The following is a 22,136-nucleotide window of genomic DNA, read 5'->3' as shown; positions in this document are numbered from 1 at the left end:
GGGCTAAAATCTCTTTATAAGTGTTTCTGATAGAAAAAAATAGAATTTAAAAAATAAAATTAGTTTAAGGTACTATAAGATCGACCTGTATCGTGTCAAACACTCCGTTGTCAGAATATGCCATCATAGTAATCTTGTATGTACCGGAAGGAACATTTGGTCCAACTTCAAAAGTGGCTTGGTAAGTTCCAAGATTGTGTGCTTTTATCTTTTGAGTGTCTGGTGTTATGGACATAGTTACACCTTCTGGTAATCCCATGACCTTTACCTTGACATTATTTTGTGTGAAGAATCCTCTATTTTCTACTTGAATCATTGTTTGCTGCACTCCAGGTGCAATATTAAAGGCTGAAACAATCTTCCCGTCCTTTATTATTGTTGCTCCGCCACTTACTGCAAATCCTTCAATGTCAACCTTTGGATAAAGTGCTTGCTTTCCTTTCTCACATGGGCATTTTGCAAAAAGTTCCCAGGAGTATTCCATTGTGCAAGTGCCCGTATTCCTAACTTCAATGTAATCTACAAAATATAATAAAGTCCCAGGAAAATCTTCTATTTTCTCCTCAACAGAACCGCATTCATCAAAAGTCCATATGATCTCATTATTTTCTAAATCATAATATTCATCTAGGAATGCAGATAACTCTTGAGGTAAGTCTTTAAATATAATAGCAAGTTCCCATGTAGGATTACATTCAGCACATCCTATATTACCTTCTATGAACAAAGAATAGTAACAATCGTAGTAAACAGTTGGGATATCATACCTAACTGGATTATCTTGACTATTCAATATTTTAGTATCAGATTGAATTAATTTTATTTGATAACAATCATTAGCCACAGTTTGCCCAAAAAGAGCTGGCAACGTGCCAATAGTTAATATTAATATTATACTTAAAGAAATATATCTCTTATTCATAGTTACACCTTAGTGTAAAATTCCAGTTAATCTTATTTAAAACTTTTCGTTAATACCGTTGACAATGCCGTCAATAAACTAAAAATCATCTTGATCTATTTCATCCATAACATAATCTTCTTTTCCATCAAGCACAATCTCCAGCTCTTTTGGTGTCAATAAAGGTTTTTTGTACCTCTTTGCATCGTCAATTCCAATTCTTGGGCATGCGCAGACAACAAAACTATCATAATCAAATCCATAGAGCTTATCAGGTGTAACTTCATCCATCAAAATAATATCGGCAAAAAAGCCAGAATCTTCTATCTTTCTCTTTAGTATTTTTGCTAGAGTCAATCTCTTTTGTCCCTTTTTCGATGAAACTATTACTCCAAACTTCTTAGAATCCTTGGCTCTAAAGATTGCCCCAAATCTTTCCTTTAGGATCTTATCCTTGTAGTCATTTAAAGAATAAATTCCATCGCAATCAAAAGCAAAGACCTTCTTCTCAGTCGATATTGCAACACCTAATGGGTGAAATCTTCCTTCCCCTACAAAAATAAAAAAGTCAACTTTGTCAGAAACACTGGAAGCAGATGAGAAGTCACACCCTAATACCTGGCCAGCATATGCAACTCTGTTATCCCCTTTTCCGATGAACACTTCAAATCCTTCAGTTTCTAGATATTTTTTTACTTTTGGGAGTTCCTTAACATAGTTTACAGTTGATACAAGCCCTGCTCTTTTCCCTTCCCCCTTAAGCAAATCAATGTTATCTCTTAAGATTTCCATATATGGGAAAATAAAATCAACTTCTACAAATACCATGGGTATACTACTTTCAACTGGCAGGGGAGCATGGCCGAAATTAATCAAGCAGTCACATATATCATCAAAGCTAGGATCAGGAACATCACACGCTCCATAGTTAAAATTTCCCGAAATTATTACTTCATATCCTTGTTTTTTTAGTTCACTAGAGATATAGTCAGCATATATCTTCAAGCCTTCGGGCAAGACTAATCCTACTCTTTTTACCCCTATTGTTTTTAACTTTTTTAAAAGTGGCTCTAAATCAAACTGATACTTCAATTCTCTTCCACTCCTTTTCTTTAGATGGAACTTCTATCTCATTTTTCTCAATGCCTTTTTTAAATGAGGAGTAAGTGATATTGCTATCATTTTCAACTGCTTCTATAATAAATCTGCCGACGTCTCTTCCTCCAACGGAAATAGCATACTGGATAAATGCGCTCTTTAAGTCTTCTATCTTAACATCTTTTATATTTGCATTAATGTATTTCATCTTCTCCTTTAATTCGGCAAAATCAAATATGTGATCCTCAAAAGGTGTGTGTGGCTTTGGGACAAATGGATTGAATGATGATTTTGTCCTTATTATCTTTCTCGATTGTTTAATAAAATTTATAATCTCATCTAAATCTTTTTGTTCTTCCCCGGGGAGCCCGAAAATAAAGTAAAGTTTTACAGATTTAGAGTATTTTTTTATCAAATTAATTTTTTCAAAGAACTCTTCGTCTTTGTAGAATTTTCCTATTTTCGCCCTCATCTGCTCAGAGGATTCTGGAGCTAAAGTAATAGTTTCTTGCCCAAGCAAAGGGATAGTTTTCTCATTAATGTCTCTAAGCTTTAAGGAAGGCAGAGAAATCTGAAACCCAAGTTCACTTAAACTTTTTATAATTTCATCAAGAGATGAAGGCATATCTGAGCCTATCAAAGCAATCCTCTCAAACTTAGTTCTCTTTTGTCCCTCTTTTACGATTTTGATTAACTCTTCTTTGCTTCTCTCGCGATATGGGCCTAGAGCATTGCCTGTAAGGCAGAAAGAGCATCTGTTTCTGCATCCTCTTGATACTTCCAAAAGAAATGTTTTATTAAACGATTCCTCAAAGTCCCCCCATTGGATTGGCTCATAAAGTGGGTGATACTCAAGCTTTTCTATTCTTCTTTTGATCCTGTTTTCCTTATGGATCTCTGGTATGTAAAGCCCTTCTATTTTACCAAATTCTTCTATCTGTTTTTTAGGATTCTCAAGGCTCAGATAAATATCTAAAAACTCAACTAAAGACCTTTCAGCATCACCAATGAATGCAATGTCAAAAACATCATCTAATATGAAAGGATTCACATTAAGTGGTCCGCCTGTTATGACTAGGTGATCTTTTCTGTCTTTTCGCAATAGCGGAATATTGTTCTTTTTCAAAATTCTAAGTAGATTAATTATACCGTATTCATAATTTAATGAGAATAATAATGCTTTGAAATTTTTTAACATATCTTGGGTTTCTATCGACCTTTCAAAGTCTGAGAAAAATCTTTCTATTAAAAATCCATCCTTCTCATTAATTATATTATAGACATAGTGGAGTCCCAAGTTGGAATTCCCAGCACGATACACATCGGGGTATATTAAGGCGAATCTATTGTGGGCTTTTTTCTTAATAGTGCCATACTCAGTGAATCTCATTATTCTTTCCACCCTTCCTCTCCTACCAGAGGAACAAATATGCATCCGCCATATTTCTTAGTATCGAAAGACCCATCGCTATTCTTTTTTAATACTAGAAGTTCCTGATAATATCTCTCTTTACCTACTGGAGCTATTATCATGCCCCCCTCTTTTAATTGATCTTTCCAACTTTTTGGAATTTCTGGTGCTGCTGCAGTCGCAATTATCCTATCATATGGCGCTTCTTCTTCATATCCTTTTGTGCCATCCCCAAGAATCACCCTGACTTTATAGCAGGCTCTTTTTAGATTCTCTAATCCAAAGACAAAGACTTCAGGGATTCTTTCTATTGTAATAACGTTTTCTTCCCCACATATCTCAGCAATTAATGCGGCGTTGTACCCTGAGCCTGCCCCAATCTCTAAAGTTTTAATCCCAGGTTTTAGATCGGAAACTTCAAGCATGAGCGCTATCATTGAAGGTGCAGAAATGGTCTGGCCCCAATTAATAGAAAGTGGTGTGTCCTTGTATGCCTCGTCTTTTAAGTGTTCAAGAACAAAGTTTTTTCTATCAACTTTTAAAAAAGCATTTTTTACAGACTCACTTTTTACATAATTAATTTTTTCTAGATAAGAAACCATTTTAACTCTTGATTCGTCACTTAGGTTCATCAAAACTCCTTCCGCTTTTAGAGGACTGTGAACAGTATATTCTTCTTATATCAAAAGCTTTTGCTGAAGGCTCATACCCATTTAGAGCCAATATTTTTTCAATTATCATATCGTGCTGATTGATAGTAATGTTGTCACCTTTAGAAAATATTTCATCTCTATCCGCAAAGGCCCTGAGTGAAAGATGGCCGTCTCTCGTTCTTAAAGTAATTTTAAGTACGGCCGGAATATTCTCTGGTATGATGTATAGTGTGTTAATGTCTTTGGCAAGTGCAGAATCAGTTTTTCTTTTACCATCAATATGATTAACAAAATATTTCTTCTGATTGATTTCTATTAATTCTCCAACTTCAAATATTTTATTTTCTGGCGCAAAAAATAGCATCTTTTTTGATTCCTCAAAGTAGGAAACTACAGCATTGACTTTAATTAAGATTTCTTTATCAATGACAGTTTGAAATATTTCGCCGCATACATTACATTTTCTAAGTTCTTGCCTTCCCCTTTTTTTAAGGATTTCGTAATCTGAATGTTTACACACAATCTATATGGATATCATGTCTTTAAAATAGTTATCGGAAAAATAAAGCGTTGATTAATCAAATTTTAGTTTAAAAATATATATCTATTTTTACCATAAATTATAAAAACTTAAAAGAAGATAGAAATATAATCGGAGATTCTTAATGATAAAAAGGATAATTGGGTTATCAATAATAGGCCTAGGATTAATGTTAGGTGGTTATTTTTCCATATACTTCAGTTTAATTGATAATCCAACAATGCTTCTGACGCTTTCAACGATTATTGTCACAATTTTTATTCTTGGTTTAGTATTATTATACATAGATGCCAGAGAGAGAAAAATAAAAAAAGAGAAGAGAATAATTCTTGAAATGATAAAAAAGGCCAGAGTTGCCCAAGAAAGACAGACTTATTCTGGTGCCTTTGACGATCTCAAGCGAAGAAAAATGTATTAGTTTATCTTGAAATCAAAAACAATGTGCCATATGCCGGGAGAATACTTCTTAATTTTCCTGTAATAAATTGGCTCTAACTTTTTTCCTTTTTTAGACAGAATAGTTTGAATATTTTCTTTAATAGACAGTTCAGATTTTTCATGTATAGTATTATGGTAATGGATTATACCGCCGTCCTTTACCATATCTAATGCCTTTAATAAAAATTTCTCATCGTCTGAGAAATAACCCATTATTATTCTATCTGCTTTGAATTCTGGATTAAAATCTAGGCAGTCAGTATTAATTGGAGTAACCCTACCCAAGAGTTTATTCAAGCGGATATTTTCTAAGAGAATATCAAAACTATCGGGATTTTTTTCTAATGCCCACACTCTAGATTTCCCATATTTTGCTAGAGGTAATGTGAAATAGCCAATTCCTGAGAACATGTCAATTATCACTTCTTCAGGGGAGGATACATGTGCCATCCTGATACGCTCAGATATATTGCCTGCTGAAAACATAACTTTAGATAGATCAATTTTATAGAGTATTCCATTTTCTTTATGAATTGTAACAAATCCATCTCCAATGATCTTATTGTAGTAAGGAATTCTATACTCTCCGGATACATACCCCTTTTCCATGACAGTTTGGCATTCGAAGCTCTTATAAAAACTATTTCCTATGAAATCTGTAAATCCTTTATACTCTTCTGGAATTGATAGAATTATAATATCCCCAAGTTGCTCGTAACTCTTCATTATTCTTTTTACATCAAACTCAGGTATCTTAGTGATTAGTTTTTCTCTAAGTTCTTTTATTTTTTGATCTTCCACATGAGTCATTAATCCAAAATACATAAAAGGTTTTCAATTAATTATAGTTATGGAAAGTTGTGTTCTTACAGGAAATGAAATAAGGAGCCTTGTATCAAAAAATAATCTTGTTCAGAATTATATAGATTTAGACACCCAGATTACTCCAAACGGATTTGATATGACTGTTAGAGAGGTGCATAATATTGTTTCTGGTGGAGCTGTAGATTTCAGCAATGAAAAAAGAAAGCTTTCTGAAACAGAGAAAATAGATTTTGTAGATGATTATGTTTTTCTTGAAAAAGGCTCTTACAAGATAGTGTACAATGAAATTGTCAATATTCCGCCAAATATAGTGGCTCTGGGAAGGCCACGCTCAACTCTCTTAAGATGTGGTGCAAATGTTGGAACTGCTGTTTGGGATAGAGGTTATAGCGGAAGAAGTGAGTCTTTACTTTCAGTATATAATGAGAATGGCATAAAAATTTTTAAGGATGCACGGGTTTTGCAACTAGTATTCATGAGAACATTGACAGACGGATCTTTGTACAATGGGATATTCCTAAAAGAAAATATATAATCAAGTTAAAATATGGTCCCCAATTGCAAGAATATTGTTCCTTCTGATTATTATTAAACCCTTTTCTTTAAAATCTTCGCCACGGAAGATTTTGACATTTTCCATTACTAGATTAAGCTCTAAGTCGTAACCTGCTAAGGTTCCATCTATTTTTCTGCCGTCCTTTAGAACTAGACTCACTGTTTCACCTATATTATTGTGAACAATGTCAAAAGGTTTTTCAGCACCGGCACTCTGATATTCTTCCTCTTGTCGGTAGTTTTCTTCTCTGTCATCCATGAAAAGAAATCGATTTAGTCCTTTAAAAGAATTTCCGTCTATTTTCATGAATATTTATTATAAATCTAATAAATTATTTGACTAATTCAATTGTTTGTGTTGGGAAGGCGAATTCAATTTTATGAGTTTCAAATGATTCCATTATCTTAAAATTGATGCTATCAACTATGTTGAAATAATTTGAAGTGTCTGTAACCCAGTATATTACCATTATATTTTTAGAAAAATCACCAAATTCTGTGAAATTAATCATAATCTTCTCTTTTGATGTACCTTCTTCTGAAACAATGGCTTCTTGTATAAGTTCTTTAGCTTTTTTAATTTTCTCAGAGTTCATATTATAAGTAAGTCCAATTGTCATTTTCATTCTTCTTGCCCAGCGTCTAGAAATATTTTCTACTTCACTTTGAGTGAATTTAGAGTTTGGAATATAAATAAATGAACCTTCAAAAGTTTCAATTTGTGTTGTTCTTATACCAATTTCTCTTACAAATCCTTCGTAATCTCCAATTTTTACCCAATCTCCTAGCGAAAAAGGTTTATCAAGTAATACTGTAGTTGACCCAAATAAATTGCTTATAAGATCTTTTGATGCAAGAGCAAATGCAAGCCCTCCAATTCCTAAACCAGCAAGCATCGGACCAATTTCAATTCCAAATTCGTCCAATATTGTTATAATTGCTATTCCAAATACTATTACGCTGATAACTTTCCTAATTATCGGCAAGAGATGGTCGTCTAAATCAGTTTTAGTTTTTTGCGTAAGAGGGAGAAGATAGTTCTCAATCAAAGAATCTAAAAATCTTGATATAAACCAAGCAACGTTTAAAGTTATAATCATGTAAAGGATATGGCCATAGTATGTGGGAATCATGGGGTAATTAGGAAATGATAAAAATCCCCACCCTACTCTCAATCCTAAAATTACGATAAATATAAGGAGCGGTTCCTCTACCATATCGATCAAGATATCATCAAATTTAGTTTGTGTTTTCTTTGTAAATTTTCTTAGGATAGTCTTTGAAAAATAATATAATATCTTTCCAACAATTACAAAACCTGCAGTAATTAAAAAGAAAATTAAGTAAGAAACAATCGTATTATCAAAGTAAGTTTGTGAGAATAAAGAATTTATGTCCATTTTATCCACCTTGCGCTTAAAGTCAAAAAAGTTAATCTTTTATAAATATAACGACTAACTCATAGATTTGCATTGAAGAGGTATGCAGAGATGTATACCTCAATTAAAGCAGCAACTAGTAACAGAGGGATTATTATCGCAAATAGTTTTAGTCCTCTCCTTATGTTATATCTAAGAGCTTCAGATCTTGATTTGCCTACTGGCGGAGAAATAATCTCTTTTCCAATCCTAAATCCCTGGGACGCGGCTATTACAATGGCCGGAATTTCGATCACCCCGTGTGGCAGTATTCCCATTAAAAAGACTAAAGTATTTCCGCCTTCTGCCATAAATTTGCCATAAAAGAGGCCTAATATTGTTCCGTTCATCCATAGCGAGATAAATGGAAACAATCCAACAAAAACTCCAAGCAACATTATCAAAAAGGATGTTCTTGTGTTAATATAAAATATAGTCAAAAATAATTCAAGGGAGGTCATCTCCTTTAATGGCCCAAGCGTGTCCTGAAATTCCTTTAAAAAGATGTCAATTACTTCAGGATTGTTACTCAAAATAACTTTAAATAAATAGAATCCAGAAAAAGACCCTAGAAGGAATAATCCTAGAGATATAAATACCAATGCTTCATTTTCTTTTATTGTTGAGAAAACTTCATTTTTGTAAAAAGAAGTTATTTTTCCTTTTGTGCTTTCCATGCTAAAATCCTCTTTGTGATAATCATAAGCAGCAACGCAACCAATAGAAGACCAAGACCGAGTATGATTTTAAATATATTGTATTTTTCTATGGCTCTTTCCGAGTATTTTTGTGATTCCGCGGCTGTTGAAAGGGCGTCAGAGTAGTTCCCTCGATTGAAAAGCTTTCTTGCATCAGTTAAGAGTTCATCTGCTTTTTGAACATCATTTTCATAAAATAAAGTCTTTTTTGCTTCCTTTAATCTACTATCGGCTGTATCTATTTCTATCTTAGCTCTTTGCATATCGCCCTGGCCAAATTTATCAAGTATTTCAATGGCCTTATCAATAAGCTCAACTCTCTTTGTAAGACTAATTTCCTTTTCGGCCTGATTTGTATAATAAACTCCCTCGTTGAATAATGCTTCATCAGCTACTGCTACCCCTTTACTTCTTGCCTCACTCTCCAAGTTCTTTGCCTTCTGAAGTTTTTCATTAAAATCATCATTGATAGAATTCATTTGAGTTTCCAAAAGATTATTTGCCTGAGAGATAGAAGTATATGCTTCTCTGTAAAGCCCAAAAGAATAGCTACTCTGAGCTTTCTGGATTAAGGAAGTAATACTATTAGTTTCATTGGATTTAATTTCAGAAAATCCTCTATTCTTCATGGAATCAAAATATGGTAAAAATGAAATAGCCTCTTGATCATAATTTTCTTTGTATTGAATCCTCTGATCTATCGCGTTTGAATTTCCCAATGCAAAGTCAAATAGATTCATGACAAAAAGAGCGTTGTCTTCCTGGACTACATACTTATCTTGGAAAAGAGATGTATCCCCAACGATTATAATCATACCGTTTCCGTACTTGAGAAATCCCGAAACAGGCGGCCTTTGCCCCATTCTATAAGTTTCAAATCCGTCATAATTTTTTGAATATGAAGTGATGTTACTTTTTAACTCTCGATCAAAGTTTCCTTTGATACTTGAGCCGCTAACATAAAGAAGTCTAGATACACCTTTTGAAGGGGCATAGTTATCGTCACCTTCCACCAAAACATTTTGATTATAATTAGAAAAACTTGTGTCATCATATACTCGATCTACATTCACCTCAATGTTCAAAGATGCTAAAAGACGATTGATCTGGGATATCGAACCTGCCTCAGTAAAATCATCAGCTAGTATCAATAATGCCCCGCCATTGTCCACGAAGGTAAGTATCCTAGTTACTTCTTCAGGTGAGATGCCCCTCTCGGGAGTTATTATCGTAATAGTCTTGTATTGGGAAAGATTTTGAGGAAGCTCTTGAGTTTTAGTGATGTTATAACTAACTTTAATCGAATCTTCAATCTTCCCAAGGCTTTTTCCATAAAACAAAATATTCTCATTTTCAGCGAAAATTAGAGGTGAGAAGATAGATAGAATTATAATCCCAAAAATACAGGACGCAAAAATCTTTTTCATAACTCTTAGATTGACAGAAAGTATTTAAATTTTTTGAGTTTAGTTGAATTATGAGAATGTTATCCCTATTTTCGGGCGGAAAAGACTCTCTTTATGCCATATATCTTGCTATAAGAGAAGGTCACGAAGTTGTTTGTCTGCTCTCTTTAGAGTCAGAACGAGATGATTCATACATGTTTCATGTCCCCAATATCTCTTTTACTTCTTTTCAGGCCGAAGCTATGGGAATTCCTTTAGTTAAAAAATCAGTCAAAGGTGAAAAGGAAAAGGAAGTTGAAGAATTGCATAATATAATTGGTGAGTTTGTAAAAAAAAAAGAAATAGATGGTGTGATAACAGGTGCAATAGAGTCAAATTACCAGAGAGAAAGAATACAAAAAATTGCTGACCATTACGGAATACTTCACTATGCCCCCTTATGGAATACAGATACTAAAGGATATATGGAATCCTTAATCAAAAATAACTTTGAAGTCATTATAGTTTCAGTATCTGCCCTCGGCCTTGATGAATCTTTTCTTGGCAAAGTAATTGATGAAAAAATATTAGAGAAATTAACAATCTTAAATAAAAGATATGGGGTGCACATAGCTGGTGAGGGCGGCGAGTATGAAACTTTTGTAACAGACGCTCCGATATTCAAAAAGAAGCTTATTGTAGAAAAATCAAGAAAAATAATAGAAAAAATTAATGGCGTTCTAGTAATTGAGTCTATTAGTCTTGAAGACAAATCATAATGTGAGTCTTGTCCCACAGCTTTCAGCATTTATTAATGCTTGAAGGATTACGTGCTTTGATTTTCCATTTATCACGTGTACTTCTCCCACTCCCTCCTTTAAGGCAGAAATCGATGAAAGAACTTTTGGGATCATCCCTCCTGATATCTTCCCATTTTCAATCATGGTGTTAGCATCTGATTCATTTAAAAGAGGAACTCTAGTTGATGGGTCATTTGGGTCAAGATATATACCGTCTACATCTGTAATTAGCAATAGCTTTTCAGCGCCCATCGCTGCCGCAATTGAGTAGGCAAATTCATCTGCATTGACATTATATCCTCCGTTCTCACCTTCTCCTATTGGAGAAATGACTGGTATATATCCTTCGTCTATGAGAGTCCACAAAAGCCAAGTGTTTACAAAATTAACTTCACCAACAAAGCCTAGATCAACTCCGTCAACAAATTTTTTATTTGCCTGCACTATGCTGCCGTCCCTTCCTGAAAGTCCAACTGCAAATTCGCCCTCGTTATTAATAAGAGAAACAAGTTCCCGATTCACAGAGCCGTGCAGAACCATCTCAACAACTTTCATGGCGTCCTTTTCAGTTATCCTAAGGCCTTTATAGAAATCTGATTTAATTCCAAGTTTATCGAGCATTGCTGTTATTTCAGGGCCTCCTCCATGAACTACAACAAGGGAAGCTCCAAGAGATTTAATCAAAGAAATATCTTTAGCAAAAGCCATTTTTAGCTCTTCGTCCTTCATTGCATGGCCGCCGTATTTTATCACAATCAATTTATCCTTCAGTTCTTTAATATCTTCAAGATTATTATAGAGATCTTCAAACATTTAATCGCCTCACGGATATAAAGGTACAACTTTTAGGCCCTCTTTCTCATCAAAACCCATCATAAGATTCATGTTCTGTACAGCTTGCCCTGAAGCTCCCTTGACAAGATTGTCAATTGCAGAAATTGCTATTACCCTTCCTGTTCTCTTATCTGATTTTATTCCTATGTCACAATAATTAGAGCCTGCAACTGCTTTGGTCTGTGGGAATTTGCCTTCATCTAAAACTCTAACAAATGGGCAGTCATTATAGAATTCACGATAAAGACCAATCACGTCTTTTGTTTCCATAAAATTATTGAAAGTCATATAAATTGTAGTCAATATCCCTCTGTTAATCGGGACTAGATGGGGAGTAAAAGATAGATTTACCTTATTCCCAAAAAGTTTTTCCATTTCCTGTTGAATTTCTGGAGAGTGTCTATGGGTAGCTATTCCGTATGCTGAAAAATTTTCATTGGCTTCTGGAAAATGAGTATTAGCGGTGAGCTTTTTCCCAGCCCCTGAAACTCCCGACTTTGAGTCAACAATTACATCTGTCTTAACAAGTTTATTTTTCAGAAGAGGTGCTGAGCCAAGAATTGCACTTGTAGGATAACATCCTGGATTTGCTATGAGCTTGGCCTTTTTTATCTTCTCCTTATATAACTCAGGCAATCCAAAGACTGCTTTTTTATTAAGCTCTGGATCTGTGTGTTTTATTTTATACCATTCTTCATAGATACCTAGATCATCGAATCTAAAATCGCCGCTTAAATCTATCAGGTTAACATTTTCATTTGCTTTGTAAATTTTTGAGATAATCTCATTTGATGCACCATGCGGCAGCGCTGCAAAAATAATATCGGATTCATCTATTATCTTGTTCATGTCCAAAGCCACATAATTCTGGTCAACTAATCCAGTGAGATTTGGATGGACATCAGAAACTTTTTTTCCGGCATAGCTTTCAGATGTCAGCGTTCCAATTTCAACTTTATTGTGATTCAGAAGAAGTCTCAAAACTTCTCCGCCTGTATAGCCTGTAGCGCCAATAATACTTGCTATCATGATTAAAACTAAATATGATTTGTTTTTAAGGTTATACCGATATTATTAAATATAATTTTTACTAAGTAACAGGTATGGTAAAAGTTGCATCTGGAGTCTCAAAGATAAAATTATCAGGCATTGAAGAAATGAATGAACTTGCTAAAAAAGTAGAAGGTCTTATAAACATGGGGCAGGGAAAACCCGTCTTTAAGACACCCTTGCCAGTTATTAACGCTGCAAAGAAGGCTCTTGATGAGGGCCATACAAAATACACCCTTTCTCGTGGAATTGAAGAGTTGAGAGTTGCTCTGGCAAACAAGATGAGAGACTACAATAAAATTGATGCCACACCTGAAGAGGTCCTTGTAACTGTTGGAGTAAGTGAAGGAATATCAATATCTCTGCTAAGTTATTTAGAAAAAGGAGATAAAGTAATAATTCCCACGCCCTCACATCCATTTTTTAGGATAATGTCGGAGTTTGTAGGGGCAGATGTTATTGAAGTTCCTTGTAAAGAAGGTGACTTCTCGCTCGATATGGGGGCTATAGAAGATTCAATCGATGAAAGAACAAAAGCATTGCTTATTAATGTGCCAAACAACCCTACAGGAAAAATCTATGATGGGATGCAGTTGAAGAAGCTTCAAAATATGGCTGTGAATCAAGATTTTCTTGTAATTTCAGATGAAATTTATGATTACATTGTTTTTGAAAAGAAGCATGAAAGCATTGCAAAATATGGAAAGGATAATATCATAACACTTTCTGGATTTTCAAAAGCTTATTCAATGACGGGTTGGAGGATAGGCTACATGCATTCCACGCAGGACATAATCAATAATATTCTGCCTATACACAACAGCTTAGTTGTAAGTGCTCCCGACTTCATCCAAGTCGCAGCACTAAAAGCTGTAAACGATGAAACTTCAATGAATTTTGTCAAAGCTACAACTGAGGAGTATAGAAAAAGAAGGGACTTTGTTGTAAAGAGATTGAATGAGATTGGTCTCCCATCAAATCTTCCTGAAGGAGCTTATTATGCCTTTTCAGATGTTTCTTCTTACAAAATAGACTCTTTAGGATTTGCAAAGTTCTTATTGAAGGTGGCAAAGGTATTATGTGTTCCAGGGATTTCATTTGGAAAGGACTGGGATGGATATGTTCGATTTTCATTTGCCGATGTCCCTCAGAGCGACCTTTCTGAAGCGATGGACAGAATTGAAAAGGTAATTAAGAGGATGTGATATTCTGGAATTTAAAGAATTTCTTGACAAGAAAAATGTTATAGCAATAGTTGGAGCGTCAGATAACAGAGATAAATATGGGAATATAATCTACAGAGATTTGAGGGCTGCCGGATACAAAGTCATACCTGTTAATCCCAAGGCTGAAACTGTGGAGGGCGATAAATGTTACCATTCACTTTCTGAGATTCCTGTCAAAATTGATGTTGTCGATACTGTGGTGCCCCCACATATTACAGAACAGATAGTCAAAGAATGTAAAGAAATTGGAATAACAAAAGTTTGGATGCAACCTGGCTCTGAGTCTCAAGAAGCTATAATATTTTGTAAGGACAACGATATCCAAGTTGTCTATGACAACTGCATCATGGCGCAAAGGAGATTCTTTGAAGCTGAGCAGAGCAAAAAAACTAATTAAAAATGCTTATAAATTGAATCTTGGATTTAATTTTATGAAAAAATATGTTCCCATAGTAGTGATTTTATTATTGTCCTTAAATCTTGTTTCGGCAGAAAAAACTATATTGATTGATAAATATCATGACACAGACAACTGGTGGGGGGATCCAGAAGGGACAGGAAAGTTCCTAGCCCAAGAGCTATCCTCTTTAGGATTCGATAGCAAAGTTAGCACTGCATCTTTTACAGATGATACTCTTAGAGGCGTAAATATAGTTGTTTTGTGGAACATAAATAATCCTTTAGAAAGTGACGAAATAAGTGCTCTGACAGAATTTGTTGAAAATGGCGGGAGTATTCTTGTTTTGGCTTCGCATGAAATGGATATGATTCAATCAACAAGAGATTCTATTAATTCGCTTCTTGAACCTTTTGGAATCAGAGTAATGAAAAACGGAACAGATGACCCTACAAACAGACAAGGATGCAGTTGCACTCCAATAATCCATAATCTAGCAAAGCATCCAACAACTGAAGGTATAGATTCCATTATACTGTACAAGCCGGCTTCTCTTGAGCTAAAAGAGAATGCCATCGCAATAGCAAGGGGCGACAATGATACCTTTGCCCTTGGAAGTGAACCTCTAGGGGGAGAAAATGTCATTGTAGCCGCAGTTTCAGAAAAAGGTAAAGGTAAGGTCGCAGTAATAGGAAGTTCCTTTATTTTTGATAATGGAAAAATACTTGATAAGGACAACAAAGAATTTGCAAAAAATCTATTTACCTGGCTTGAGGGAACATCTAAACAATCCATTCCTTCTTGGTCATTGTATCTGTCCTTAATATTAGCATTGTTGTTAGGATATGTCTTATACCTAAAAAAGAAAAGTAGCAATAAAAAGATTTGATTTAATGGACGCTAAGGAAAATTATCTGGGTGTATCCTACACCTTTTTTGCAGTCATTTTATGGAGCATTATAGGCATACCTGTTAGGTGGATACCTGAAGTAAATTCTGGAATGATAGTTGCCTATAGATTCCTTTTTGCATCAATAGTATTATTGGTCTATGGTATCTTAACAAAAAAATCATCAAACATCAAAATAAAGTGGAAGGATGTGCCTTATCTTTTAGTCCCTGCAATATTGCTGTCCTTCACAATTTACACCTATACAGTTGGCCTTAAAACTACAACAATTGCAAATACTGTCTTTTTACAACAGATGGCACCTCTTTATGTTCTCGTTATATCTGCATTATTATTAAAAGAAAAAGCCTCAAAAAAAATAGCTATTGCTGTATTGATCGGTATTACAGGTGGGTTTATTATATTCTATTATGACATTTCTACTATAAACGTCACCACAAACTTCTACGGAAATGTCATGTCAACATTTTCGGGATTTGGTTGGGCACTTTATACTATAAGCATAAGGGCTCTGGGCAAGAAATATGACGGTCTCACAACTACCCTATGGCTTTTCATCTTTGCAACTATCCTAATGTCGCCATTCTTTTCAGGATCAGATATACTTACCCCATTCTCACTTTCTATGTTATTTCTATTAGGATTCTTATGTACCGCTGGATCATTCCTACTTTACAGCATTGCATTGAAACATATTATAGCAACTAAGGCTTCTGTTATAGTGTTATCAGAAGGCGTATTGGCAGGTATTCTCGCATATTTGATATTAAAAGAAACTGTTAATCCTGGTACAATAATTGGAGGGGCTTTGATTTTGATAGCCATCTTAATTATCATAAGAGAAAAGGAATAAATTATTTTTTAAGAAAATTAATTGCCCTTTTGTATCCTTCATTATTCTTTAGAGGCATTGTTGCATCAATTCCCATCTTTGCAGAAGTGCCATCACCTTTAACGGAAGGATCAAGGCTTGATCCTGCGGCATTATTAACGACTAATAAATCCTTATCTGCCTGGAATCTTGTTGCAATTGCCCATTCTACGTCTGTATCAGAATAAATGTCAATGTCCTCATCAACTATAACAACTCTTTTCATTGAAGGATGAGATCCAAGGGCGGCCATTATGGCATTCTTGCCGTCGCCTTCTTTTTGCTTTTTAATTGATACAACACCGTGAAGCCAGCAATCTCCACCTTCGGTCAATCTAACTCCATAGACCTTTGGGACAACTTTTGATACACCCTCGTAAATTATAGGCTCTCTTGGCATGCCCATCAAAAGAAAATGCTCATATCCGCCAGGCATAAGTGCATGGAAAAATGCATTTTTATTTTGATAAACTTTTTCTATTTTTACAATAGGCTGCTTTCTAACAAAATCATAGGTGCCTGTAATATCCACAAACGGGCCTTCGTCTCCTTCTTCTAGAGTAATCTTCCCGCAAAAAACAAACTGAGAAGATGTTGGGATATCTATCCCGTTAGAAAATCTATAAGCAGTAAGCTCACTTCCAATGCCCATTCTCTTTAAAGTATTTGCAATTTCAAGTTCATTTATGCCATATGATATGGACATCGCGGCAGGCAATAGAACGTATGGAGGCAATCCAATCACTAGGACAATCTCTAAATCCTTTCCTTTTGTCTTGGCCTCATTGTACATGGCAAAAAGATGCCTTGGAACTATCCTTATTGTAAATGTATCTTTCCCTGTGACCATCATCCTGTGAAAAGACATATTTCTGTTGCCCTTTTCATCTTTTACAAAAACGACGCCCGATGTAACATACGGGCCGCCATCCTTGGGATAGTGATATTGAATTGGAATATTTCTGAGGTCAAAATTCTTAATTTCATTGTCAAGAAATGCGGCTTTGTCAACAATTTTGTAGGGCGTTGGTTTATCCATAGCATCTTTCAGTGAAAAAAGAAGTTTTGATTTGTCCAGTTTAAGATATTTTGCCACGCGATCCCTTGTAGACCAAATATTACAAAAAACGTCAAAACCCTTATCCTTAAACTGTAATATTTTAGTTGGATTCTCATGAACGATTTTTGCCATCTCATATTTTTCTAAATCTCTATCGACTTTAATAATATCTTTTTCATGAGAAATAAAGTCTCTAATATCCATAAAAGCACCTAGAATATCAGCGATTAAAAAGGATAAAAGCCTTTCTCATGAAGCAATCCAGTCAAGTAAAGTTTTCTGCCTGTGCTTAAATCCTAATATTTTGCTCTTTTCTCTGTATTTCTCAAAAGGAAGAGATAGAATCTCTGACGCTTTTTTTAGCGCCTCTTCTTCTGTATCAAAAGAATCAGGCTTTTTTTCCAACGCTGTTCTAGTAATTTCTCGTACCCTCCATACACCAACAGGTGTGTGATATGCAGGGTGTACCTCCATGAAGACCAATGCCCCTGCCTGCCTACCTTCCCCAAACAGATGCTCAGTCACTGAAAATCTAGCAGCATAATATGCGCCTGCAGTAAGTGATGCATATTCTTTTCTACCATCAAATAGTTCGTAATCTGAGATCACATTTGGAGAAAGTGAGCTCTCTAAGAACAATGACCCGGGCAGCCAACACTCGAGAAATTCATAGCACCACATAGAGGGAAATAAAATGACTACAAACCTGTTTCCAACGTCTTCATCATGATACACCTCAAATCTATTTATTTCTGGAAGACCTTTTACTTTTTTCAGATGAAACTTTGAAAGTGAATCATCTGTTGCTGTGATACTCCATCTTGTTGGAACAAGTTTTCTATTTTTTTGTTCCCCTAGAAGACCAGCAGACAATAGTTTTGAGATGTGAGAAACAGGTATATCTTTATCATAGAGCAGGGATATTCCTTTAGATGCCTTAATGTCATCAGAATGAATCTTATCAACTACTCTCGGAACTTTAGGATTTTCAGCTATATTAAAGCTCTCAACAAAACCTGATGGCCCTGTTGGTGGAGAAAACTGGGAGAATTCAAGAGCAAAGTGAGGAGCCTTTTTTAGCGTTAGCTCAACATCCACAGGTTTTTTTGACATGACGATTTCCTGACTTTTCTCCAAGTATCCTTTCGGATTTCTAGCATCTGTAACCTTTAGGAATTCTTTTGATCTAACAAGAAGTGACCTAAATTTTATTATTTCATCAAGCTCTTTCCCATGCCAACCTTCAGGTAAATCAAATATTTCAGTACCTTCATGAACGGGAGGGACTAATGGACCCACTAACACCTTAGGGTAATTCCAGTCACCGACAAAAAATGCCGAAGGGGATGCTCCAAATATGTCCTTATTGATTAGAGGAACTATAGACTCCCTAATCCTCTTTTTTTCCATTATTGGACATACTTCTCTACCACAGAGCTTTTTATGGCCCCTGCATACCGTACAGAGAGTAGTTTTTGGAGCATGCATAAACAGGATAGTAGAGTCAGTTATTTATTTTTATTGGAAATAAATAATGGATAAATTTTAATTAAGTTAGAAAAAACAAAGTTATATAAATATAATAACAAAACGATTAAAAAAAGAAGGGGTTATATGTCAGGTTTCTTACTCAAATTTTCTGATATCAAGCAAAACAATTTTAAATCAGTTGGAAACAAAGCATTGAATTTATCTTTATTAGATGCCGAAGGATTTAGAGTCCCATATGGATTTGTTGTAACAACTGAAGCCTATGAAAAATTTATTATTGACAATAATTTCAAGGAAAAAATATCTGAAATTCTCAAAGATACAAAGTATGATTACAAAAAAAGTGTCGTTGTTACTTCAAAGAAGATCCAGGGACTTATTTTGTCTGGCGAAATCGATAAGTCCATTACAAAAGAGATAGAAAAAATACTCTCAAAAAACAAGAAGATTGAATTATGGGCGGTACGTTCATCTGCCCTAGCAGAGGATCTCGCTGAGGCGTCGTTTGCAGGCCAACAAGACTCATTTCTTAATATAAAAACAGAAGATGTCATAGAGCACATCAAGCTTTGTTGGGCGTCTTACTGGAATGAGAGGGCAATTAATTATAGGCATAATGCCGATATTTCTCATCTTGAAGGTGGAATGGCTGTAGTGGTACAGAGCATGGTAAATGCAAATGCAGCTGGTGTCATGTTCACAGCAGACCCAATAACAGGCGATAATGACAAGATAGTAATAGAGTCAAGCTGGGGCCTTGGGGAATCTATAGTTTCTGGTGTTGTAAGCCCAGACAGATTCACCTTAGAAAAAAAATCAAAAGAGATTATTGAAAGAAAGATAAGTAACAAGTCTAAGGGCATATATTTATCAGATAAAGGAAGTGTAACATCAGAGATTGAAGATTCGAAGAAAATGCTACCATCCCTAACAGATGAAGAGATAATATATATCTCAAATCTAGGGGAGAAGATTGAATCTTATTTTAAAGCGCCACAAGATATTGAATGGGCGGTATCTAAAGAAGATGTATTTATTCTGCAGTCAAGAGGGATTACAACAATTGAAAAAGACCAAACTCTTTGGACTAGAGGTTATTCTGATGAATATTGGGCTGATGTTACTTCGCCTCTATTTTTCTCTCTCCTTGGGGAAAATCTGTCACAATATGTTTTCAAGGAAGGCGCCAAAATTATGGGCTATAAAGAGTTAAGAGGTAAGGATCTCTTGAGATTGCACAAAGGTCATGTTTATTTTAATGCCCAGGCCTTAGAAGATGTTTTTACATATAATCCCAAGATTGGAAGGACAAAGGAACTACTTAATTACTTCCCTAAAAATGATCAAGAAAGAATTGCTAACGCCGATGCAAAACTATTCAAGCGAATTCTTGCAGAGATTAGGGTCGCTATTCTGGACCCAGATGGAAAAATATCAACAACTGATGGCGCATATATGAAATGGGCAAGCGACTATTTGTCCTATATCAAAGAGTTTGATAAGATCAATTTAAAGCAGCTAAATAGTGAAGAGCTCCATGATGAATTTGTAAAACTAAGAGAGAAGTTCCTAAAACATAACCGACTGATTAGATATGGAATGGTGACGCATAGCATAGGATCAAATTTGATTCTTAAAAGATGGTTAACTGATTGGCTTGGAGATAAATCGGGATTATTATATTCAAAATTGATCACTGGCCTCCCCGACAACAAAACTATAGTGACAAACATTGCCATAACAAAGCTTGCCAGAGAAGCTAAAAATGATGAAAAGGTGTGTGCGCTCATTAAAAAACTGCCTTCTTCTGAATTTCTAAAATGCCTTGATAAGGATGAGGACTTGAGGGAATTTTATTATAAGTTCAATGAGTTCATGAGTGACTACGGCCACCGTTCACACACCAGAGAGATTTATTACCCAAGGTGGATAGATGATCCATCGCTTGTGACAGAAGTTTTGAAAAGCCTTATTGATTCTGCTGAAGTAGATTTGGAGGAAGTTGAAAAGAGGAAAAGAGAAGAAAGGCTTGAAGCTGAAGTTGAGATAATTCAAGCAGTTTCAAAGACAAAAAATGGATTTATTAAAAAGCCAATATTTGCCAAAGTTTTAAACTATGCCCAGAGATACCTAATATTCAGAGAAAATCAAAGATTTTATCTTGATCATGAGCTCACAAGAGAAAGAAGACTCTTCATGGAATACGGCCGAAGATTTTTAGAGAGGGGTATTGTTGATTCACAGATGGATATATTTTTCTTTTCAAAAGAAGAAATATTCGATATTTCAAAGGGCAATCTCATAATTGATAAAGATACAATAAACAAAAGGAAAGAAGAGTTTGAAAAGTACAAGAATATTTTGCCGCCAAAGTTTTTGAAAGGTAATGTAGAGTTTGATGACACGATAGAAATACAGGATAATTTACTTAAGGTGACAGGAACTTCATCAAGCCCGGGTATAGCGTCTGGAATTATTAGAGTCGTCGAATCTATAAGGGAGCTTCCTAACGTAAGAGATGAAGAAATATTAGTTACTTCCAATACCGACCCTGGGTGGACTCCAGTCTTTTCTAAGATATCTGGCCTCATAACTGAAACTGGCGGCATACTATCCCATGGTGCTGTTGTATCAAGAGAATATGGAATTCCGGCGGTGACGGCAGTTAGCAATGCTACAAAAATATTCAAAAATGGTCAAAAAGTAAAGATTGATGGTAATGAGGGAGTTATCTATTTGATGGAGGAATTATAATGGATACTGATATAGTCCATCCAAAAGGGGATCACGTTGAATGGAATGAGAGCTTTTACTTTAGCTTTTATGACAAGGCAAACGACATTTGCGCATTCATGAGAATCGGCCTTAAACCTAACAAGCCTTTAAAAAATATGTTCTGTTTTTTTATGCTGCCTGATGGCCCATATATTGGACTTAAAGAAGATGACATGTACGAAAATGATATTCTATCTGCTAAAAATTTGAAATTCACTAAGATTGAACCTGAAAAGAAATGGAATCTGGCCTTTGACGGAAAACTATTGAACTTTTCAAATAAACAACCTGTTAATGTTTCATTTAGCTTTGATTTTGAGTCATTAAACAAAATCTTTGACTACAGGGAATGTGTAAGTGGATTTAAAGAAAAGATATCCCAATCAGTTGCATCTGAACACTTAGAGCAGTTTGGTAAAGCTACTGGCGAACTTAAAGTTGGAGACAATAACTATCTTATTTCTGGCTTAGGGGAAAGGGATCATTCCTGGGGAACTAGAGACTGGAATGCGCCCAAGATGTGGATATGGCTAACATGTCAATTCTCTGAAGAGCTTGCTCTAAATGTAACAAAACTCATAGTAACAGAGGGTGAAGTCGACGCAGGTTTCATCTATATTGGTGGAGAGAATATTCCTTTAATGAAAGCGACTATTAACACAGAATACAATGAAGATGGAAGCCCCCATTCTTTTAGAATGGAGCTATTTGATAAAAAAGGAGAATTACATAAAGTCGAAGCCAAGATAATAAAAAACGTCAAGCTTCCATTTACAAGTGGAGATGGAAAAAGGCAGTC

The 22,136-nt window shown here is 35.1% G+C and carries 23 protein-coding genes; 9 read left to right on the top strand and 14 right to left on the bottom strand.

What is annotated here, in order from left to right:
- Positions 1-64: 64 nt before the first annotated feature.
- The 5 genes from KO464_08590 to KO464_08570 all read right to left on the bottom strand — a co-directional run bounded on the left by KO464_08590 (position 65) and on the right by KO464_08570 (position 4,583).
- Positions 65-922 (bottom strand): hypothetical protein, encoded by an 858-nt coding sequence (locus KO464_08590; protein ID MCC7573432.1) that lies wholly within the window; start codon positions 920-922, stop codon positions 65-67.
- A gap of 78 nt (positions 923-1,000) precedes the next feature.
- The gene (gene dph2 / locus KO464_08585) at positions 1,001-1,993 is read right to left on the bottom strand and encodes a diphthamide biosynthesis enzyme Dph2 (GenBank protein MCC7573431.1); all 993 of its coding nucleotides are present in this window, start codon (positions 1,991-1,993) and stop codon (positions 1,001-1,003) included.
- Positions 1,977-3,401 carry a B12-binding domain-containing radical SAM protein gene (locus KO464_08580; protein MCC7573430.1) on the bottom strand — a complete coding sequence of 475 codons (1,425 nt, stop codon included), beginning with the start codon at positions 3,399-3,401 and terminating at the stop codon, positions 1,977-1,979. The genes dph2 and KO464_08580 overlap by 17 nt, the downstream gene beginning before the upstream one ends.
- Complete coding sequence (locus KO464_08575; protein MCC7573429.1) at positions 3,389-4,042, bottom strand: protein-L-isoaspartate(D-aspartate) O-methyltransferase; 654 nt, start codon at positions 4,040-4,042, stop codon at positions 3,389-3,391. Before KO464_08575 ends, KO464_08580 begins: the two co-directional genes overlap by 13 nt.
- Positions 4,029-4,583 carry a hypothetical protein gene (locus KO464_08570; GenBank protein MCC7573428.1) on the bottom strand — a complete coding sequence of 185 codons (555 nt, stop codon included), beginning with the start codon at positions 4,581-4,583 and terminating at the stop codon, positions 4,029-4,031. The genes KO464_08575 and KO464_08570 overlap by 14 nt, the downstream gene beginning before the upstream one ends.
- 145 nt (positions 4,584-4,728) lie before the next feature.
- Between KO464_08570 and KO464_08565 the strand changes: the two genes are divergently transcribed.
- Positions 4,729-5,022, top strand: coding sequence for a hypothetical protein (locus KO464_08565; protein ID MCC7573427.1), 294 nt, complete (start codon positions 4,729-4,731; stop codon positions 5,020-5,022).
- Here the strand turns inward: KO464_08565 and KO464_08560 are convergent.
- Positions 5,019-5,843, bottom strand: a complete 825-nt coding sequence (locus KO464_08560; GenBank protein MCC7573426.1) for a class I SAM-dependent methyltransferase family protein — start codon at positions 5,841-5,843, stop codon at positions 5,019-5,021. The two genes, KO464_08565 and KO464_08560, sit on opposite strands and share 4 nt — an antisense overlap.
- 49 nt (positions 5,844-5,892) lie before the next feature.
- On the opposite strand from KO464_08560, the gene KO464_08555 reads away from it, so the two are divergent.
- On the top strand, positions 5,893-6,402 hold the full coding sequence (locus KO464_08555) for a deoxyuridine 5'-triphosphate nucleotidohydrolase (GenBank protein ID MCC7573425.1): 510 nt from the start codon (positions 5,893-5,895) through the stop codon (positions 6,400-6,402).
- Here KO464_08555 and KO464_08550 read toward each other — a convergent pair whose 3' ends face one another.
- The 4 genes from KO464_08550 to KO464_08535 all read right to left on the bottom strand — a co-directional run bounded on the left by KO464_08550 (position 6,403) and on the right by KO464_08535 (position 9,965).
- Entirely contained in the window at positions 6,403-6,681 is a 279-nt protein-coding gene (locus KO464_08550; GenBank protein ID MCC7573424.1) for a hypothetical protein, read from the bottom strand.
- Between the two features lie 73 nt (positions 6,682-6,754).
- On the bottom strand, positions 6,755-7,822 hold the full coding sequence (locus KO464_08545) for a mechanosensitive ion channel family protein (protein MCC7573423.1): 1,068 nt from the start codon (positions 7,820-7,822) through the stop codon (positions 6,755-6,757).
- Positions 7,823-7,881: 59 nt separating this feature from the next.
- Positions 7,882-8,517 (bottom strand): stage II sporulation protein M, encoded by a 636-nt coding sequence (locus tag KO464_08540; GenBank protein ID MCC7573422.1) that lies wholly within the window; start codon positions 8,515-8,517, stop codon positions 7,882-7,884.
- Positions 8,493-9,965 carry a DUF4350 domain-containing protein gene (locus tag KO464_08535; GenBank protein MCC7573421.1) on the bottom strand — a complete coding sequence of 491 codons (1,473 nt, stop codon included), beginning with the start codon at positions 9,963-9,965 and terminating at the stop codon, positions 8,493-8,495. The genes KO464_08540 and KO464_08535 overlap by 25 nt, the downstream gene beginning before the upstream one ends.
- 50 nt (positions 9,966-10,015) lie before the next feature.
- Here KO464_08535 and KO464_08530 point away from each other — a divergent pair, with 50 nt between their 5' ends.
- On the top strand, positions 10,016-10,702 hold the full coding sequence (locus tag KO464_08530) for a TIGR00289 family protein (GenBank protein MCC7573420.1): 687 nt from the start codon (positions 10,016-10,018) through the stop codon (positions 10,700-10,702).
- On the opposite strand, the gene argB is transcribed toward KO464_08530, so the two are convergent.
- Together argB and argC are read right to left on the bottom strand one after the other, a co-directional pair.
- Positions 10,697-11,536 (bottom strand): acetylglutamate kinase, encoded by an 840-nt coding sequence (gene argB, locus KO464_08525; GenBank protein ID MCC7573419.1) that lies wholly within the window; start codon positions 11,534-11,536, stop codon positions 10,697-10,699. The genes KO464_08530 and argB overlap by 6 nt on opposite strands.
- Before the next feature lie 9 nt (positions 11,537-11,545).
- A complete protein-coding gene (gene argC / locus KO464_08520; GenBank protein ID MCC7573418.1) occupies positions 11,546-12,589 on the bottom strand; it encodes an N-acetyl-gamma-glutamyl-phosphate reductase in 1,044 nt (347 codons plus the stop codon).
- A 71-nt stretch (positions 12,590-12,660) separates the two neighbouring features.
- On the opposite strand from argC, the gene KO464_08515 reads away from it, so the two are divergent.
- The 4 genes from KO464_08515 to KO464_08500 are packed head-to-tail and all read left to right on the top strand — an operon-like array spanning position 12,661 to position 15,993.
- Entirely contained in the window at positions 12,661-13,812 is a 1,152-nt protein-coding gene (locus KO464_08515; GenBank protein ID MCC7573417.1) for an aminotransferase class I/II-fold pyridoxal phosphate-dependent enzyme, read from the top strand.
- A gap of 1 nt (position 13,813) precedes the next feature.
- On the top strand, positions 13,814-14,230 hold the full coding sequence (locus tag KO464_08510) for a CoA-binding protein (GenBank protein ID MCC7573416.1): 417 nt from the start codon (positions 13,814-13,816) through the stop codon (positions 14,228-14,230).
- A 34-nt stretch (positions 14,231-14,264) separates the two neighbouring features.
- Positions 14,265-15,119, top strand: a complete 855-nt coding sequence (locus KO464_08505) for a hypothetical protein (protein MCC7573415.1) — start codon at positions 14,265-14,267, stop codon at positions 15,117-15,119.
- 4 nt (positions 15,120-15,123) lie between these two features.
- Positions 15,124-15,993 (top strand): DMT family transporter, encoded by an 870-nt coding sequence (locus tag KO464_08500; protein ID MCC7573414.1) that lies wholly within the window; start codon positions 15,124-15,126, stop codon positions 15,991-15,993.
- Position 15,994: 1 nt separating this feature from the next.
- Here the strand turns inward: KO464_08500 and KO464_08495 are convergent, their stop codons facing one another.
- Positions 15,995-17,275 (bottom strand): UbiD family decarboxylase, encoded by a 1,281-nt coding sequence (locus KO464_08495; protein MCC7573413.1) that lies wholly within the window; start codon positions 17,273-17,275, stop codon positions 15,995-15,997.
- A gap of 45 nt (positions 17,276-17,320) precedes the next feature.
- Positions 17,321-18,559 (bottom strand): Nre family DNA repair protein, encoded by a 1,239-nt coding sequence (locus KO464_08490; protein MCC7573412.1) that lies wholly within the window; start codon positions 18,557-18,559, stop codon positions 17,321-17,323.
- Between the two features lie 126 nt (positions 18,560-18,685).
- Between KO464_08490 and KO464_08485 the strand changes: the two genes are divergently transcribed.
- Positions 18,686-21,316, top strand: a complete 2,631-nt coding sequence (locus KO464_08485) for a phosphoenolpyruvate protein kinase (protein MCC7573411.1) — start codon at positions 18,686-18,688, stop codon at positions 21,314-21,316.
- Positions 21,316-22,136: hypothetical protein (locus KO464_08480; protein MCC7573410.1), on the top strand; the 821-nt coding region annotated here is incomplete at its 3' end. The genes KO464_08485 and KO464_08480, both read left to right, overlap by 1 nt.

This window comes from Methanofastidiosum sp., assembly GCA_020854815.1.
Classification (GTDB): domain Archaea; phylum Methanobacteriota_B; class Thermococci; order Methanofastidiosales; family Methanofastidiosaceae; genus Methanofastidiosum.
The sequence above is the reverse complement of the archived record's forward strand: the minus strand, read 5'-3'. Positions and strand labels throughout refer to the sequence as shown.

Coding starts and splice junctions, on each gene's coding strand:
- KO464_08535 (MCC7573421.1), bottom strand. CDS start 9,965: ATGAAAAAGATTTTTGCGTCCTGTATTTTTGGGATTATAATTCTATCT.
- KO464_08575 (MCC7573429.1), bottom strand. CDS start 4,042: ATGAACCTAAGTGACGAATCAAGAGTTAAAATGGTTTCTTATCTAGAA.
- KO464_08590 (MCC7573432.1), bottom strand. CDS start 922: ATGAATAAGAGATATATTTCTTTAAGTATAATATTAATATTAACTATT.
- KO464_08540 (MCC7573422.1), bottom strand. CDS start 8,517: ATGGAAAGCACAAAAGGAAAAATAACTTCTTTTTACAAAAATGAAGTT.
- KO464_08515 (MCC7573417.1), top strand. CDS start 12,661: ATGGTAAAAGTTGCATCTGGAGTCTCAAAGATAAAATTATCAGGCATT.
- KO464_08495 (MCC7573413.1), bottom strand. CDS start 17,275: ATGGATATTAGAGACTTTATTTCTCATGAAAAAGATATTATTAAAGTC.
- KO464_08500 (MCC7573414.1), top strand. CDS start 15,124: ATGGACGCTAAGGAAAATTATCTGGGTGTATCCTACACCTTTTTTGCA.
- KO464_08490 (MCC7573412.1), bottom strand. CDS start 18,559: ATGCATGCTCCAAAAACTACTCTCTGTACGGTATGCAGGGGCCATAAA.
- KO464_08505 (MCC7573415.1), top strand. CDS start 14,265: ATGAAAAAATATGTTCCCATAGTAGTGATTTTATTATTGTCCTTAAAT.
- argB (MCC7573419.1), bottom strand. CDS start 11,536: ATGTTTGAAGATCTCTATAATAATCTTGAAGATATTAAAGAACTGAAG.
- KO464_08565 (MCC7573427.1), top strand. CDS start 4,729: ATGATAAAAAGGATAATTGGGTTATCAATAATAGGCCTAGGATTAATG.
- KO464_08550 (MCC7573424.1), bottom strand. CDS start 6,681: ATGGATGACAGAGAAGAAAACTACCGACAAGAGGAAGAATATCAGAGT.
- KO464_08555 (MCC7573425.1), top strand. CDS start 5,893: ATGGAAAGTTGTGTTCTTACAGGAAATGAAATAAGGAGCCTTGTATCA.
- KO464_08485 (MCC7573411.1), top strand. CDS start 18,686: ATGTCAGGTTTCTTACTCAAATTTTCTGATATCAAGCAAAACAATTTT.
- KO464_08545 (MCC7573423.1), bottom strand. CDS start 7,822: ATGGACATAAATTCTTTATTCTCACAAACTTACTTTGATAATACGATT.
- KO464_08530 (MCC7573420.1), top strand. CDS start 10,016: ATGAGAATGTTATCCCTATTTTCGGGCGGAAAAGACTCTCTTTATGCC.